This is a genomic window from Halalkalirubrum salinum (genome assembly GCF_005543295.1).
Taxonomy (GTDB): Archaea; Halobacteriota; Halobacteria; order Halobacteriales; family Haloferacaceae; genus Halalkalirubrum; species Halalkalirubrum salinum.
Genome location: NZ_SRSG01000059.1, coordinates 211,463 through 227,444, shown reverse-complemented (window position 1 = coordinate 227,444; position 15,982 = coordinate 211,463). Strand labels below are relative to the sequence as shown.

Here is a 15,982-nt window from a genome sequence, read left to right as displayed (position 1 = left end):
ACATGATCCGGAGCTTCATTCGCGAGGTATACGAGGGGCCGGTTGCGATCCGACTGCGGCGGTTCCTCTTGGTCGGCGTGTTCGCTGCGGGCGTGCAGATGGTTCTCCTTTACCTGTTTGTCGACATTGCCCATGTCAACTACCTGATCGCGGCGACGATCGCGATCGAGGTAACAATCATCCTCTCGTACGTGCTCAACAACTACTGGACGTTCCGCGCCTCAAAAAAGACAGAGCGCCTCGAGTACGCGATCGGACTCCTAAAGACAAATCTCGTCCGCGGATCGGCGGTTCCGATCCAGCTCGCGATCTTGTACCTGCTCGTCGATTGGCAAAACTTCCTCTATCTGGCCGCGAACGCGGTCGCGATCTTCGTCAGTGGGGTCTACCGATACGTTCTCGACGCGAGATGGACCTGGGGGTGAGTCAGCGTCAACAGTGGAGACTGCGTTGATGTTCGGCGAGATGACGGCGGTTGTCGAATCTGCGACCGGCTGGCCCGGGATAGTTATTATTTTTGTGTACTCGTTTCTGATCGCGTTCGCGCTGCCCGGACCGAGTGAGGTCGTGCTCGCAGCCCCGCTTGATCTTGGGCTTCCAACGTGGGCGCAACTCTCGTGCATTATGCTCGTGAGTGCGACCGGCAAGGCCGCTGGGAGCGTGTTTGCTTTCCACATCGGTCAGGAGGTCAAAGATGCCGGGCCGGTCACGCGATGGCTTCGGCAATCGCGCTGGAACATTCTCGAGTGGTCAGAAAAACGGTCGGTTCAACTCGCACGCCGCTACGGCTACGCGGGATTGGCGATCGCACTCTCGGTCCCGTTTTTCCCGGATACTCTCTCGATCTACGCATTCGCTGTGCTCGATCGGAACTACGTCTGGTTTGCGATCGCGACGTTTCTTGGGAGCCTCGGCCGGCTGCTGGTGACGATCGGGATCGTGGGCGGGGCACTCTCGATCGTGTGATCGCCGACACCGCAACTACAGATCATCTCCGACCATCACCGGATCGCCGACACCGCAGCTACTGCTCGTCTGTGAGGGCCACCGGATCGCCGACCCGAAGCGTGCTGCCGCGATCGGCCTCGGAGACGCGTGAAATGAGCATCAGTGTGTAGAAGTGATCGAACGCCTCCCGATCGGCGTGCTCAGGAAATGTCTCCTCGCGCTTTTCGATAAATCGCTGCCGGAACTCTGGGAGCGGTTCGCCGGTGTCTGGGTCCCGTTCGGGGACGGCACAGCGCGCACACGGCGTCACGCCCTCGACGGTCACCCCGTCGATCTCAAATGATGGAGCGCGCTCGCCGACAAAGCGGTCCTCCCAGAACGGCTCAACGCCAGAGATCTCAATGTTCGCCCGGAGTCGTCGCCGCACGCTCTCGACGGTCAGGTCGTCAAACCACGAGGCGACCGTCTGGAGGGTCGCGGTGCTAATGACTGAAGGGCCCATCTGCCGTCGATCGACGAACCCGATCGCGTCGTCGCGTCGCAGCGAGAGATCAGTCCCGAAGTAGCCGCTGAACCACTCGCTCGCGGTCTCGCGATCCTCTCGGAGGTTGAACTGTCGTGTGTCGCCGTCGGGCGGTCGAACCGTGAGCGTGCCGGTGTCGGTGTCGTAGGCTATCTGGAGGCGGTGAAAGCGATCGCTGCGCTTTGCGTTGAACACCTCGTTGTTCTCGTCGAAGAGCGCGTACTCGCGGTCGTGTTCGATTGTCCCACCGTCCAACACCGTTGCCGCCTCGAGGTCGATCCCGTCGAGGCCTTTCACTGGATATACCCTGAGCCGTTCGAGTGTCGCCATTGTATGCTGTTTCGCCTGATTGCGGTTAGGCGTTTCCGCAGCTGGGTGCGAGCGTCTCGGAGCAATTTGATGTACTGAACCGATCAGTGATTCTCTTGATTTGGGAACCGCCCAAACAGCTAAGTAGAGGTATGCCATACCATAGCATGTATGGCCTCAGCACCGCGCACTGACGACGAGTTGTTCGATCAGTTCCTCGAAACGAATGGCCACGAGATATCCGCGCCGCGATGGGAGCGATCGTATAACAAAAAACAGTGCCCAGAGTGTGGGGGCATCCACGATGAGACAGCAACACGTTGTACCGTCTGTGGGTGGACGCCCGTTTAGTCGACTGCGGCCCTGATTTTCCATCGTCGAGTCACGTCGTTTATCACCCAGCAGCGCGTGTACGCGGACAATGAGCAAGAACGTGACCGTGACCCGGTTGTTCGGTGGTCCCGGCAGCGGGAAGACGACCGCGCTGCTCGATCGGGTCGACGAACTACTGGCGGAGGATGACGTGACGATCCGCGACATCCTCGTGGTCTCGTATACCCGCGCGGCCGCCGCGGAGATCCGCGAACGACTGGCCGAGCGAACCGACACGACACCTCGAGCGCTGCAGGGTAACGTCTCGACGATGCACGCGAAGGCCTACGAGCTATTGAACCTCTCACGAGGTGACGTCGTGAGCGAGTCCGACAAGGAGGCGTTCTGTGAGGAGTACGGCCTCGAATACGAGGACGAGTACAAAAGCGGCGGCCGCCGAACCGCCCGATCGACAACGATCGGCAACAAGATCATCGCCACGAGCCAGTGGCTCCAGCGGACCCGCCGTGACGTCGCCGACTGGTACGACGTGCCCTTCCAGTGGAACGTCGAGGAGGTCCGACTGCCGCCGGATATCGACCCCCGAGCCCAGGAGGGTAACAAGTATACCCCAACGTGGACGACTGACGACGATCGAATCGAGATCCCCGAGGCGATCCGCGCGTGGCGCGCCTACAAGGGCGATCACGGCCTCGTCGGGTTCGCAGACATGCTCGAACGGGTCAAACAGCGATCGCTCCTGCCGAACGTCGATTATCTCATCATTGACGAGTTTCAGGATATCACGACGCTACAATACGACGTGTACGAGGAGTGGAAACCCCACATGAAGAAGGTCCTCATCGCCGGAGACGACGACCAGGTCGTCTACGCGTGGCAGGGTGCAGATCCAGATCTGCTGTTGGACACCGAACGGGACCACGACGAGATCCTGCCGAACTCCTACCGGCTGCCCTCGAAGATTCTCAACGCCGTCAATAAAGAGATTCGTCACATCGAAAAGCGCCAGGAGAAAGATCTCAGGCCGCGCAAAGAGGGTGGCGTCGTCGAGGGGATCCAGAATCCATCGATCCTCGAGTTGGTTCGGAACGTCCGCTACACCGTCGACGAGGATGAAGGGAGCATCATGTTATTATTCCGGGCGCGGTATCAGCTGTTTCAGTTCATCGAGGAGTTTGTTGGGGAAGGAATCCCGTTCAAAGCACTGACCGACCAGCGGTTGTGGACCGATCGGCTCACTGACTACGTCCGGGCGGTCGAAGCATATGACGCTGACGAGGCGATGACGTTACTGCAGGGCAGACGGCTCGCAGACATGTTGCAGTCCTCGGCGTTTGGATCGAACGATCGCGAGGAGTTCTACGACTTCCTCGAAGAGCTCGAAGAGAACGCTGACGCCGACGACATCTCGACGGTTCCGCTCGGTCCCGAGGAGGTCAAACGCTTCGCGCCGTTCATGCCAGACCCCACCGCTGCGAGCGACATGGTCCGAAAGGTGACGAGCTTCCAGCGCAAATCGATCGACGCGTACTTCGCCGGCGACTACCATGGCCGTGACCCGAACGCGGTGCGGGTGGGAACGATCCACTCCGCGAAGGGCCGGGAGGCCGATCACGTCTTCGTTGCAACCGACCTGACCGAGAAGGTCGTCGAGCAGATGGCTGCAACGATTAGTGGCCGCGAGGAGGACGGCGAAGCCGAATTCACGAAGCGGACGAGTCCCGTCCCGCGGCTCACCGATAATGAACGACGGGTGTTTTACGTTGGGATGAGTCGGGCACGCGAGCGGTTGGTCCTCATGGAGAACCTGATTAGCGGCGCACCGACGCTCCCGATCAGCGTGTTGTTGCACAATGAGATCCGCGACGAGCCGCTCGACGAGCTACTCGAGGCAGCACAAGAGCCGATCGACGACCAGCTTGAGCCAGTCGAACCCGAGCCGTGAGCGGACAGCCCGAGAGGCCGGTTGACCCGGTGATCCCGACGACGCGGCTATCATTTCTGCGTCGCGCGATCGATGACGCCGACGCGAGAGCGTTCGTTCACGTGGGCGATCGGTTCGATGATACGATGCGGTACCTGACGCGCTTTTCGGGGCCAGATCGGCCGTACGCGTTCGTCCACGTCCCTGCGGACAGCCAGGAGCCGGCTGGCGGTGGCGGTCGCGCGATTCTGTGTGCCCCGCGGCTGTTCCGCGAGCAGGCCGAACGGGAGTTCGTCACCGCCCACGTAACCGTCGATGCTGTCGATCGATCGGTCCGATCACACGCCGCAGGCGAACCAGCGGGGGTTCGGGCAGTCGAGGCGCTCGACGCAGTTGGCGTTACGACCGGCAGCGTGCTCGTCCCACAGCACATTCCGCACGATGCGGCCGTGTATCTCCAGCAGGCAGGCTACGAGCTCCAATCGACCAGCGCGGTCGCCGAACAGCGAGCAGTAAAAACCGACATGGAGCTCGATCGGCTACAGATAGTCCAGACCGCCGCAACTGCAGGGATGGCCCGCGCGGAGACCGTTCTCGCCGAGAGCACCGAGATCAACGACGAACTTCGCTGGGACGGCGATCGACTGACAACCGGACGCCTCCGCAGGGAGATCAACGCCGAGTTAGCGGCCCGCGGGGTCAGAGACGCCGGAAACACGGTAATCGGTGCAGGCAAGAGTGCAGCGGATCTTCATTTCACCGGCGACGCCGCGATCGACCCTGGTGAGACGGTGTTGATCGACATCTCCCCACGGGGACCACACGGATACTACGGTGACCTTACCCGCACCTTCGTCGTCGACGGCGACGGTGGGTGGGAACGGCGCGCGTATGTCGCGGTCGAATCTGCGCTGGATGTGGCTTTTGCGGAGCTAGCTCCCGGGGTCACCGCTGCGTCGGTGCATGCAGAGGCTGCTGCCGAACTCGCCGCCTATGGCTTCCCGGCTGCCGAGGAAGGCGAGGCAGGGTTCACCCACGGGACTGGTCACGGTGTCGGGGTGAGTCTCCACGAAGCGCCCGGGCTCACCGGCGATACGGAACTGCAACCCGGTCACGTCGTGACGATCGAACCCGGAGTGTACGATCCCGATCGCGGCGGTGTCCGTTTAGAAGACCTCGTCGTTATCACCGACGGCGGCGCTGAGCGGCTCGCGACATACCCGCGGTCAATTGTGCCCAGCACCGATCGGTTTCTTGACTGATCGACAGCGATCATGTTTGCCCGTCGCCGGGTGGGCACACGGCCGTGACCGATCAGCTCAACGATTTTATCCCTCGATGTGGTACCACCCAGTATGGAAGACCTGAGCACAATGGAGATCGGCGACACTGTCGAGGATCCACGCGGGGACGGCCGAACGTATCGGATCGTCGAAACTGAGACGAGCTCGGTTGGCAAAATCACGGGTGTAATTCTTGAGCCAATCGATGGTGACGGCGACGGCGATCGAATTCGCATTCCGTCGACGGAGTGGAGCGATATCTGGACCGCGTAAAACCAGTCTGTTCGCTTTTGCTTGCGACCCAGTCAGAACCCGAGGGCCTCGTACGGCAACACGAGTAACAGCACGGTGAGGAACGGGAACAGCGCAAGCAACATCACGACGGCGTAGCCGAACATCTCGCGGGCTTTGATCCGCGTGATCGCCAAAAGCGGGATCGCCCAGAACGGATTCAACAGATTGGTGTGGGCGTCTCCAACTGCGTACGCCATTGTCGCCTGTCCGACGGGGACGTTCTGTTCGATCGCCGCATCGAGCACAGATGGTCCGAGGACGATCCACTCACCGCCGCCGGAGGGCACAAAGAGGTTCACCGCAGCGGCCGCGAGCCACGCGAATACTGGGAACGTCTCTGGCGTCGACAGATCGATCAGTATCTGTGCGATCTCGCCTGCGAGGCCCGATCCGGCCATAATTCCCTGAATGCCTGCGAAAAACGGAAACAGAAGGATGATCCCTGCGGCGGCCCCTGCGGCCTCTCCGAACTTCGCGCGGTACGCCGAAGGATTCGTCCAGACCAACAGCCCTGCCATCAGGAAGCCGAAGTTGACGACGTTCAGCGCCAGCGCGCTGCGTCCTTGATCGACAAACAGCCACACGACGTATGCAACCCCACCCAGTGCGACGAGCCCGCCTAACAGCCGACTGTTGTCGATTATCTCCGCAGGGACCGGACGAGTCTCGGTCGCCTCCGCGCCCGGTTCCGGCTCTGGGTCGGTTGCTGGCGGCTCGTCAGGGTCGTCGGCACCCCCGTCGGCGGCGGCGTCGAACAGTTCGCTTTCAGGGATGTATTCGGTGATCCCGCGGGATCGATCGCCCGAAGGGGTAATCAGATACAGGACGATCGCAGCGAATACGATCGACAAGAGCGTCAACGCGATGCCGTAGCCGTGGAGGATCGTCTCACCGGCCGGAACCGGACCGTCAAGCATCGCAAACGCAGTCCCTTCGCCGACGGCGTTCGCGTCTGTCAAAAGGAGCGGGGCCGATCCCGACAGCCCCCAGTGCCACGTCAGTCCAAGGCCCATGTATCCCGCAACCGCGAGGACAGGATAGTGGACGTCAATGCCCCGCTCGTGTGCGGTCTTTCCCATTTCACGGGCGAAAATTGCGCCGAGAATCAGACTGAATCCCCAGTGGAGCCAGGCAATCGCCATTGCAAACACGGCAACCAGCACTACCGCTTGGCCGCCGGTTTTGGGGATTGACGACAGCCGGACCAGCGCATCGTTGATTTTTGGGTGGTACGCAAGCGCGAAGCCGGTCATGAGAATGAGCGTCATCTGCATGGCGAACGCAAGGAAATCCCAAAATCCGCCATACCACAGTTCAATCAGCGCGAACGGCCCGGCTGTGCCGCCGCCCGGCTGCTCGATCACGCCAATTTGCCCGAAAATCAACGCGCCGATGTACACGAGATACGTCAGAATGATCGCAAATAAAAACGGGCTCGGCACCCACCGTTCGACTACGGTCGCGATTCGATACCCGATCGTCTCAATTGCTGACGCCTCTGCGTCTGCTGTTGCCATCGACTGTATATCATAGATGTTCAGGATAAATCATTCGCTCCCGGATGCTGATTTTGCCCCAACTAATCTTTTATTTGTCATTCATTGGTATTGTCTCAGCCGTTCACTCCCGATCCGATCACACACATTGGCTCACTTCTGTCGCTTAGCCCCGATCAGAACGAACGGTTGACTCCTCGCTCGGTTCATCGCCGTCGGATCGATTGTCTGTGTCACTCCGCTGGAGCCGTTCCGGCAACAGCCCAGCGAAGAGTCGTTTCGCGATCGTTCGCGGATCTAACACGTACTGGGGTACCACGACCATCGCGATCGCGACGACGATCATCCCAACGCCCATCGCCGTCTCGCCGGCCAACAGTTGGCTGACGCCGAAGTTTCCCACGGGGATCGCGAAAATCAACGAGCCCGCAAGGGTAAGCATGTCGAAGATCCCGAGTCTCATTGGCGGTGTTTACCCCGCCGAACGGCAAAAGCCGTGCGACCGATCCCATTGTGGTGGGTGCGATCGCGATTCCCCGCTGACCGATCGACGCCCGGCTCCGCAGAGTCGCAATGCGTTTTGGCCGTGCCGTCCAACAATTGGTTATGTTCACCGGCATCGTGGAAACCGCAGGCGAGATCAAGGACGTATCCGACGACGAGGGTGGGCGGCGGCTTCGGATCGCCGCCGAGGGACTCGACGATCTTCATCACGGTCAGTCGATCGCCGTCAGCGGCGTCTGTCTCACCGTTGAGACGTTCGGTGACGACTGGTTCACGATCTTCTTGGCCGAAGAGACGGTCGAGAAGACCTACCTCGGCGCCGTCGAGGCCGGCGACGCAGTCAACATCGAACGCGCGATGCCTGCAGACGGCAGGTTTGACGGTCACGTCGTCCAGGGCCACGTCGACACGACCGCCGAGATCCGTTCGATCGACCGCGTCGGCGACGACTGGCGCTTTGGGTTCGAACTCCCAGCAGATCACGCGGCGTACGTCGTCGAGAAGGGCTCGATCTGTCTGGACGGCATCTCTTTGACGGTGGCGTCGATCGACCGCGAGACCGGGACGTTCGAGGTCGCGATCATCCCAACGACCTACGAGGTGACAAACTTCGAGGGCAAGTCCGTCGGCGACCCGGTCCACGTCGAAGTCGATGTGATCGCAAAGTACGTCGAAAACATGCTCGGCGATCGAGTGTAGCCGGCCCGGCCAGTCGGGATACGAGGCCGGTTGATCGGCGCGAATGGGCTGGTCCGATCGGCGCGAATGGGCTGGTCCGATCGGCGCGAACGGGCTGGTCCGATCGGCGCGAACGGGCGGGTTAAGTTCCTTGCGCCCGTGTGCACGTACATGTACGCGATCGGCGATCGAACCGACGAAACACAGTTTTCACGTGACTCCCGCGCCGAGGAGGGGTCGATTGGTCGATGACGGATGACGTCATCTCCGTCCGTGGCGCGGAGGAACACAACCTCAAAGAACTCGACGTCGAGATCCCCCGCGACAAATTCACCGTCGTGACCGGGCTGTCCGGCTCTGGGAAGTCCTCACTCGCGTTCGACACCGTCTACGCCGAGGGCCAGCGGCGCTACATCGAGTCGCTGTCGGCGTACGCGCGAAACTTCCTCGGGCAGATGGACAAACCGCAGGTCGAGGCCGTCGAGGGGCTGTCGCCGGCGATCTCGATTGACCAGAAAAACGGCGCGAACAACCCCCGATCGACCGTCGGGACCGTCACCGAACTCCACGACTACCTCCGGCTGTTGTACGCGCGGGTCGGCGTCCAACACGACCCGATCACCGGCGAACCGGTCGGCGAGCAGAGCGCCCAGGATATGGTTTCACAGCTGTTGTCGTTGCCTGCGGGGACGAAAGCGATGATCGCCGCGCCGATTGTCCGCGACCAGAAGGGTGCCTTCGAGGACCTCTTCGACGAACTCGTCGCCGATGGCTATGCCCGCGTGGAAGTCGACGGCGAGCGCTACGACCTCACCACAGAGAAACCTGAACTGGATAAAAACTACGACCACACGATCGACGTGATCGTCGACCGGGTCGTGCTCTCCGCAGACGCGAAATCGCGGATTACAGACAGCGTCGAAACTGCGCTCGAAGAGACCGACGGCCTCCTCAAGATCATCATTCCCGATCCGCCAGCAGACCTCGACATCGGTTCGAACACCCGATCGACCGGCGATCTGGCCGGCGAGGGCGACGATCGGCTCACGTTAGAGTTCTCTGAGTCGCTGGGGAATCCCAACAGCGACTTTCAGTTTTCAGAGATCGAGACCCGATCGTTCTCGTTTAACAGCCCATACGGGGCGTGTCCCGAGTGTGAGGGAATCGGCCAGAGCAAAGAGGTCGACAAGGATCTGATCGTCGTTGATCCAACGAAGCCGCTGCGGGACGTCTTCGAGGCGTGGAGCTACAACCGATCGTACTACCGGACTCGGATCGACTCGGTAGCAAAGCACTTCGGCGTGAGTGTCAACACCCCGTGGGAGGAACTGGACGAGGAGATTCAACGCCAGTTCCTCTACGGCACCGACGAGGAGGTCGTCTTCGAGCGGACGACCCGAAACGGCACGCGCCGAAAGACCAAACGCTTCGAGGGGGTCATCCCAAACCTCCAGCGCCGCCACGTCGAAACCGACTCACAGGGCACGAGAGAGCACATCGAGGAGTACATGGCGACGACGACGTGCCCGTCCTGTGATGGCACCCGGCTGCGCGAACAATCTCGGCACGTGCTCGTCGCAGACACCGCGATCACCGAGGTCAACCGAATGAGTATCGGCGAGGCCCGCGAGCACTTCGAGGGCATGGAGGCAGGGATGTCCGATCGCGATCGGACGATCGCCGAAGAGATCCTCAAGGAGATCCGCGCCCGGCTCGGCTTCATGGAAGAGGTCGGCTTAGAGTATCTCACGCTCGATCGAGAGGCCTCGACGCTGTCGGGCGGCGAGAGCCAGCGGATTCGACTCGCAACCCAGGTCGGCTCCGGGCTCGTTGGCGTGTTGTACGTCCTCGATGAGCCCTCAATTGGGTTGCACCAGCGGGACAACGATCGACTGCTCGATACGTTGTGTGGCCTTCGCGATCTCGGAAACACCCTCGTCGTCGTCGAACACGACGAGGAGACGATGCGGCGCGCGGACCACATCATCGACATGGGCCCCGGCCCCGGCAAGCGTGGCGGCGACGTCGTCGCAGAAGGAACGTTTGACGAGATTGTCGACGCCGAAGATTCCGTCACTGCTGAGTACCTTTCGGGCCGCAAGGAAATCCCGGTCCCTGAGACCCGCCGCGACCCCGACGGCGAACTCGTCGTCCGCGGGGCGCGCCAACACAACCTCCGCGATCTGGATGTGGAGTTCCCGCTTGGGGTGTTCACTGCCGTCACCGGCGTCTCCGGCTCCGGGAAGTCGACGCTCATGCACGACATCCTCTACAAGGGGCTCGCGCGAACCATGAACGACAACACCTCGGTCGATCCGGGTGAGCACGACGCGATCGAGGGAATCGACGAGATCGACACGGTTCGGCTCATCGATCAGAGCCCGATCGGTCGGACGCCGCGATCGAACCCCGCGACGTACACGAACGTCTTCGACTACGTCCGCGACCTGTTCGCCGAGACGAAACTCGCCAAACAACGCGGCTACGAGAAGGGCCGCTTTTCGTTCAATGTTAAGGGCGGCCGCTGTGAGGAGTGTGGCGGACAGGGTACCGTCAAGATCGAGATGAACTTCCTCTCGGACGTGTACGTCCCCTGTGAGCAGTGTGAGGGTGCGCGGTACAACGACGAGACCCTTGAGGTGACCTACAAGGACAAGACGATCGCAGACGTCCTCGACATGGAGGTTTCAGAAGCCCTCGCGTTCTTTGAGGCAAACAGCCAGATTCGCCGTCGGCTGCAGCTGCTTGAGGATGTCGGGCTCGGGTACATGACGCTCGGACAGCCCTCGACGACGCTCTCGGGCGGGGAAGCCCAGCGGATCAAACTCGCCGAAGAACTCGGCAAACGCGACACCGGTGACACCCTGTATCTGCTCGACGAGCCGACGACTGGACTCCACAAAGAGGACGAGCGGAAGCTGATCGACGTGCTCCACCGTCTCGTCGACAACGGCAACAGTGTCGTCGTCATCGAACACGAGCTCGATCTCGTCAAAAACGCCGATCGCGTGATCGACCTCGGTCCCGAGGGCGGCGAAAACGGCGGCGATCTGGTCGCCTACGGCACGCCCGAAGCGATCGCTCGCCAGGAGGGAACCTACACCGGAACATACCTCCGCGACGAACTGCCCGCCGTCGAGATTGAGGGCCCGCGAAGCGATCGCCGCAAGCCTGCGAAGGCGGCGAGCGACGACTGACCGCATCGCGGATTCTCCGTGGCGCTCTCCCGATCGTTTTTGTCACCTCCCCGCACATTGATACCTATGACCACACTTCACGTGGCAATGGAGTCTGGGTTTCTGACGGTTGGCGCTGCGACCCAGACGACCCGGGCGCTGGACGGACACCGACTGGAGTGCGTCGAGGTCCATCCAGCGCGTCCAGACCACGTGTTCGTCGGAACCTTCGAGCACGGCCTGCAGCGATCGACCGATGGCGGCCAGACGTTCCAGCGGATCGGCGTAGACGCGATTGCGCCGGAAGCGGTCACCGCTGTGGCCGTGGCCCCAGACGATCCCGAGCTGGTGTGGGTTGGCACGGAGCCGAGCCGCGTGTACCGGTCAACCGACGGCGGCGAGAGCTGGGCCGAGCGAGCAGGCCTTACCGACCTGTCGTCTGCGAGTGAGTGGTCGTTTCCGCCGCGGCCGCACACCCACCACGTTCGGTGGATCGAACCGCATCTAACCGATCCCGATCGACTCTACGTCGCCGTCGAGGCCGGCGCGCTGGTGCGGACCGTCGACGGTGGGCAGACGTGGCAAGATCGCGTGCCGAGCGGACGGCTCGACACCCACTCGATCGCGACACACCCTGCCGAGCCCGAACGCGCCTACGCCGCCGCGGGGGATGGCTACGCCGAAACGACAGACGGCGGTACGACGTGGACGTACCCACAGGAAGGGCTCTCCCACCGGTACTGCTGGAGTGTCGCCGTCGATCGCGACGACCCAGACATGGTCTTGGTGTCGGCTGCCCACAGCGCCCGCCAAGCACACACGGTCGATCGCGCCGACACGTACGTCTATCGCAAACGAAACGGTGAGCCGTGGGAGCGCCTGGACGATCGCGGCCTGCCCGTCGGTGTAGGTGTCGTTCGGGCCGTCCTTGCGAGCGGGCCATCTCGGGGCGTTTTTTATGCGGTGACGAACCGCGGGGTGTTCCGGTCGATCGACTTCGGCTCTTCGTGGATGCCGATCGGGCTGGCGTGGCCCGAGGCGTTCGAGACGCAGACGCCGAGGGGACTGTGTGCGATCGCGGACTGAGCGAGATCCGCCGCGTGGAGCATCGGCGCGGCGCGTAGCTGCCAGCACCCCTGAGCAACATATTTCCCGTTCGCGGTGATATCTGCTGGTATGACCCTCCACCGCCGAGTGAAAATCGCCGCCGTAACCGTCGCCTCGATATTTTTGCTATTGTTGGCGTTCGCGGTCGGTTCGGGGATGCTTTGGGGCGTATACGGCTTTCTCGCTGGCTTACTGCCCTTCGCCTTCCTCGCGGCGCTTTTGTTGTTGTCGGTCCCGCTCATCCCGATCGCCCTCGTGTGGTACGGCGCGACTCGAGTGCTCGAAAAGCGATCGACCGACCGCACCAAGTCCGAGCCAGCACCGCTCGATCCGTGGTCGATCGACGATGTCGACGCGCTCAAAGCCGCGTACGCCCGAGACGAGATCTCCGAGGAAGCCTTCGAAATTCGGCTCGAACAGCTTCTCGACGCCGAGGATCGCCACGATCGTTGGCGTGACCGCCCCGCAGAGTTCGAACGCTTCGAGCTCAGGCGGTGACGGCCGTTCGACCGGCACCAACGCTCTGTTTCCGGGCTGGCCGTGAGACGATCGCGGACTGACACCTTCTTTAGCTTCGGATCGGTACTAACGGGTATGTACGACTTCATCGTCGTCGGTGTCGGCCCCGCTGGCGCTCGCTTTGCCCGTCGAGCGGCAGAGGCCGGCCACGATGTGCTCGCCCTCGAAAAAGGCGAGATCGGCACGCCGCTGGCCTGCTCGGGACACGTGAGCACGGACATCTGGGACTACGTTCCTGCCGCCGCCAGGGATCGGCTGTTTCAAAACCGGATCTACGGCGCACACTTCCACGTGGGCGGACCCGACGACGATCCGCACCTGTTTTATAAAACTGAGGAGGTATCGAACGTAATCGACCGTGTCGAACTCGATCGCACGCTCGCCGAATGCGCCCGGCGCGCTGGGGCGGATGTCCGCGAGGGCCACACCGTTACGGCCGTTGACGAACGGGCCGACCGCGTCGTTGTGACCGCAAAACGGGCCGAAACCGGCGAGACACGCACGTTCGAGAGTCAGATGGTTGCCGGCTGTGATGGGCCGGTCTCGCGGGTCCGCCGTACCGTTGAGCTTCCAGAGCCAGACGAGAAGCTCCACGGTGTGCTCGCGTTCACCGACGAGAACGACCACGGCGAGTACGTCGACGTCCACCTCACTGCCCCGACGTTTTTTGCGTGGCGAATTCCCCGCGGAGATGCTGGCGTTGAGTACGGCCTGGCAGCTCCACCGGGAACCGAAGTCAACGAGCTGTTCGATCGGCTCACCACCCAGTACAGCGTCGAGACCGATCGATTCTGCTCGGGGGCGATCCCGATCGGCCCGCCCAATCGGGTAACGACCGATCGAGTCTTTCTCATCGGCGACGCCGCTGCACAGACCAAGCCGTTCACCGGCGGCGGGATCCTCTACGGGATGACGGCAGCGGACTGCGCAGCCAGGCACATCCAGCCCAGTCGTCCCGAGTCGTTGGCGATCTATGAAGACACCTGGCGGCGGGCGCTGTCGGCCGAAATTCGGCTCGGGAAGCTCATCAGGCGCGCATATTCGCTCCCTGAACCGGTCCAGCGGGCCGGGCTTAGGGCCTTGTCCGGGGAGATCGGCGTCCATATGGACAAACCGACCTCGTTTTTTTCAGCCGCCCATCTCAAACGACTCGTTGGTCGTCCGTGAGGCGGGCCGATCGCCGGCCTGAACAATTCTTTGCACAGCGGACGGACAGCGAAGCGAGTCGATCGGATCTGAGTGAATAGCGATCGAACTGTTAAAGCTGTCAGTCTTGTACATCCGTGTAACCCATGTCGGCTGACAAACGCATCCCGGTGACCGAACAAACCCGGAAAGAACTCCACGACCTGAAAGAGCCCGGGCAGACCTACGACGAACTCCTTCAGGAACTTGCCCAGCAGCGTCGACGGCAGGATCTCGAGCAATGGTTCCAAGAGGTAAACAACCACGGGTCGGGTGACCCGTGGCTTTTGTAATTTCCTCAGCCTATGCCGATAGCACTCCACGCGAAGCGATTTCACGGGATGAGGATGGGCGGTTTACAGAGCGCCCCGACCCGGACAGACGCACCAACCGAACTTGTGGTTGGGTTTTGTGAGTCCGGTAATTAACCAATTCAACATCTACGCCAGCGTGTTTTGCCCACGCTCGCCACGCCACATTCACACTTGCGTTCCGGTCAGCATGGTCTTGCTGAACCGCACACGAATCATTCGTACACCGGAACCGCCGACCTTGGCGGTAGCCACGGTGTCCACAGCACGAACATGACTTCGAGTTGTACGGCGACTCAACCGTCTCACACGGGATTTGATTCCACGTGGCCTTGTATCGAACCTGTTTCTCGAACTTGTGGAACGGCAGTTTGTGCAATCGACGGTTCATGTACGTGCCGTACTTGATGGCGTCTCGAATCCCACTCAAGTCCTCAAACACGATAACTGGGTTCGAGAACTGTTGAGCAAACTCCACCACGACTCGGGAGAGTCGGTGAAGAATCCACTCCGTATAGCGTTCTTCTTTCTCTCCGAGTTGGTGGTGGATGGAGTGTTGGCCGTGTTCTTGACACCGTTTCGTGATGGTGTGGTAGCGTTGGCGTTCGGCTTTCACCGAGCCGTAATCAAGTACGAGTGTTCCGAGCGTCTCCACCGTCTCACGAGTAAGAGCGGTGAGAGCGATGTTGCGCTCGTTAATATCGACGCCGACGAGTGTGTCAGCGTCTTCTGGTTCAGGCACTTGGATTTTTGTTTTGACCGTGACGTGTAGGTAGTACACGCCATCTCGGTATCTCGAAGTGCCACGGCACTTCGATGACTCGTCGAAAATCTTTGATTTTCGAGACAGAAGTTCGGCCTGCCCCAACGACCACTCATCTTCCACCAATGCTGACTCGATGAGATTGAGGTCTTCTGATCGTCCTCGAAGGTGTCCTTTCACCTTCTTGTACGGCTTCGGACTCACACGGAACTGAACGCGGTGAGTTTCGTCGTTGTAGGTGAGTCGGTACCCTTCGGTGTGTGCCATGACAAGTGGGTAGGCTCCTTTCTTGTCTGTGGCTGGTGGCGACGGTTTCCCGACGTTGGTGTCGTCTTGGTTGTACCACCAGTTGAGAAGTTCTTTGTAGGAATCCCACGCTTGCAGAGCTTTGCCGACGACCGCGCACTTGTTGTTCCGAAGGAAGTCCTCACGGTCAACTTCCCGTTGAATCTCGGTCTTGTTGTAGCCTTGTTGTTTGAGTCGGAGTGTGTCGTTGGCTATGTCTCGTGCAATGTAACGGGCATCTTTGAGCCACGACCGCTCACCAGACTCGATACAGAGTCGGGTGCGTGCGGTCTTCGTGACTTCTTCGATACCCATACCTTAACTATCGCATTTAATGATAATAA

17 protein-coding genes are annotated in these 15,982 nt (G+C 61.1%); 13 read left to right on the top strand and 4 right to left on the bottom strand.

The window, feature by feature from the left end:
- The first annotated feature begins 2 nt into the window (after positions 1–2).
- A complete protein-coding gene (locus E5K03_RS16525) occupies positions 3–425 on the top strand; it encodes a GtrA family protein (RefSeq protein ID WP_138007895.1) in 423 nt (140 codons plus the stop codon).
- Positions 426–453: 28 nt separating this feature from the next.
- Entirely contained in the window at positions 454–966 is a 513-nt protein-coding gene (locus E5K03_RS16520; protein WP_171006721.1) for a YqaA family protein, read from the top strand.
- A gap of 58 nt (positions 967–1,024) precedes the next feature.
- Here E5K03_RS16520 and E5K03_RS16515 read toward each other — a convergent pair whose 3' ends face one another.
- Complete coding sequence (locus tag E5K03_RS16515) at positions 1,025–1,801, bottom strand: MOSC domain-containing protein (protein WP_138007894.1); 777 nt, start codon at positions 1,799–1,801, stop codon at positions 1,025–1,027.
- 150 nt (positions 1,802–1,951) lie between these two features.
- Between E5K03_RS16515 and E5K03_RS16510 the strand changes: the two genes are divergently transcribed.
- The 4 genes from E5K03_RS16510 (at position 1,952) to E5K03_RS16495 (ending at position 5,593) form a co-directional block, all read left to right on the top strand.
- Positions 1,952–2,131 carry an HVO_0416 family zinc finger protein gene (locus tag E5K03_RS16510; RefSeq protein ID WP_138007893.1) on the top strand — a complete coding sequence of 60 codons (180 nt, stop codon included), beginning with the start codon at positions 1,952–1,954 and terminating at the stop codon, positions 2,129–2,131.
- 70 nt (positions 2,132–2,201) lie between these two features.
- Positions 2,202–4,058 carry a UvrD-helicase domain-containing protein gene (locus tag E5K03_RS16505; RefSeq protein WP_138007892.1) on the top strand — a complete coding sequence of 619 codons (1,857 nt, stop codon included), beginning with the start codon at positions 2,202–2,204 and terminating at the stop codon, positions 4,056–4,058.
- Positions 4,055–5,299 (top strand): M24 family metallopeptidase, encoded by a 1,245-nt coding sequence (locus E5K03_RS16500; RefSeq protein ID WP_394343991.1) that lies wholly within the window; start codon positions 4,055–4,057, stop codon positions 5,297–5,299. The genes E5K03_RS16505 and E5K03_RS16500 overlap by 4 nt, the downstream gene beginning before the upstream one ends.
- A 93-nt stretch (positions 5,300–5,392) precedes the next feature.
- Positions 5,393–5,593 carry a hypothetical protein gene (locus tag E5K03_RS16495; protein ID WP_137197737.1) on the top strand — a complete coding sequence of 67 codons (201 nt, stop codon included), beginning with the start codon at positions 5,393–5,395 and terminating at the stop codon, positions 5,591–5,593.
- A 32-nt stretch (positions 5,594–5,625) separates the two neighbouring features.
- Here the strand turns inward: E5K03_RS16495 and E5K03_RS16490 are convergent, their stop codons facing one another.
- Both E5K03_RS16490 and E5K03_RS16485 read right to left on the bottom strand, forming a co-directional pair.
- A complete protein-coding gene (locus E5K03_RS16490) occupies positions 5,626–7,131 on the bottom strand; it encodes a short-chain fatty acid transporter (RefSeq protein ID WP_138007891.1) in 1,506 nt (501 codons plus the stop codon).
- Between the two features lie 145 nt (positions 7,132–7,276).
- Complete coding sequence (locus E5K03_RS16485) at positions 7,277–7,573, bottom strand: DUF7533 family protein (RefSeq protein ID WP_138007890.1); 297 nt, start codon at positions 7,571–7,573, stop codon at positions 7,277–7,279.
- Between the two features lie 143 nt (positions 7,574–7,716).
- Between E5K03_RS16485 and E5K03_RS16480 the strand changes: the two genes are divergently transcribed.
- The 7 genes from E5K03_RS16480 to E5K03_RS16450 all read left to right on the top strand — a co-directional run bounded on the left by E5K03_RS16480 (position 7,717) and on the right by E5K03_RS16450 (position 14,572).
- A complete protein-coding gene (locus tag E5K03_RS16480; RefSeq protein WP_138007889.1) occupies positions 7,717–8,313 on the top strand; it encodes a riboflavin synthase in 597 nt (198 codons plus the stop codon).
- 30 nt (positions 8,314–8,343) lie between these two features.
- Complete coding sequence (locus E5K03_RS16475; protein ID WP_138007888.1) at positions 8,344–8,544, top strand: hypothetical protein; 201 nt, start codon at positions 8,344–8,346, stop codon at positions 8,542–8,544.
- Complete coding sequence (gene uvrA / locus E5K03_RS16470; protein WP_138007887.1) at positions 8,541–11,489, top strand: excinuclease ABC subunit UvrA; 2,949 nt, start codon at positions 8,541–8,543, stop codon at positions 11,487–11,489. Before E5K03_RS16475 ends, uvrA begins: the two co-directional genes overlap by 4 nt.
- Positions 11,490–11,555: 66 nt before the next feature.
- On the top strand, positions 11,556–12,554 hold the full coding sequence (locus E5K03_RS16465) for a WD40/YVTN/BNR-like repeat-containing protein (RefSeq protein ID WP_138007886.1): 999 nt from the start codon (positions 11,556–11,558) through the stop codon (positions 12,552–12,554).
- Between the two features lie 90 nt (positions 12,555–12,644).
- Positions 12,645–13,073 (top strand): hypothetical protein, encoded by a 429-nt coding sequence (locus tag E5K03_RS16460; RefSeq protein WP_138007885.1) that lies wholly within the window; start codon positions 12,645–12,647, stop codon positions 13,071–13,073.
- A 96-nt stretch (positions 13,074–13,169) separates the two neighbouring features.
- Positions 13,170–14,261: a geranylgeranyl reductase family protein gene (locus tag E5K03_RS16455; RefSeq protein ID WP_138007884.1), complete on the top strand. Its 1,092-nt coding sequence runs from the start codon at positions 13,170–13,172 to the stop codon at positions 14,259–14,261.
- A gap of 125 nt (positions 14,262–14,386) precedes the next feature.
- Positions 14,387–14,572 carry a hypothetical protein gene (locus tag E5K03_RS16450; protein ID WP_138007883.1) on the top strand — a complete coding sequence of 62 codons (186 nt, stop codon included), beginning with the start codon at positions 14,387–14,389 and terminating at the stop codon, positions 14,570–14,572.
- Positions 14,573–14,582: 10 nt separating this feature from the next.
- On the opposite strand, the gene E5K03_RS16445 is transcribed toward E5K03_RS16450, so the two are convergent.
- Positions 14,583–15,953: an RNA-guided endonuclease TnpB family protein gene (locus E5K03_RS16445; protein ID WP_138007882.1), complete on the bottom strand. Its 1,371-nt coding sequence runs from the start codon at positions 15,951–15,953 to the stop codon at positions 14,583–14,585.
- Between the last annotated feature and the right edge of the window lie 29 nt (positions 15,954–15,982).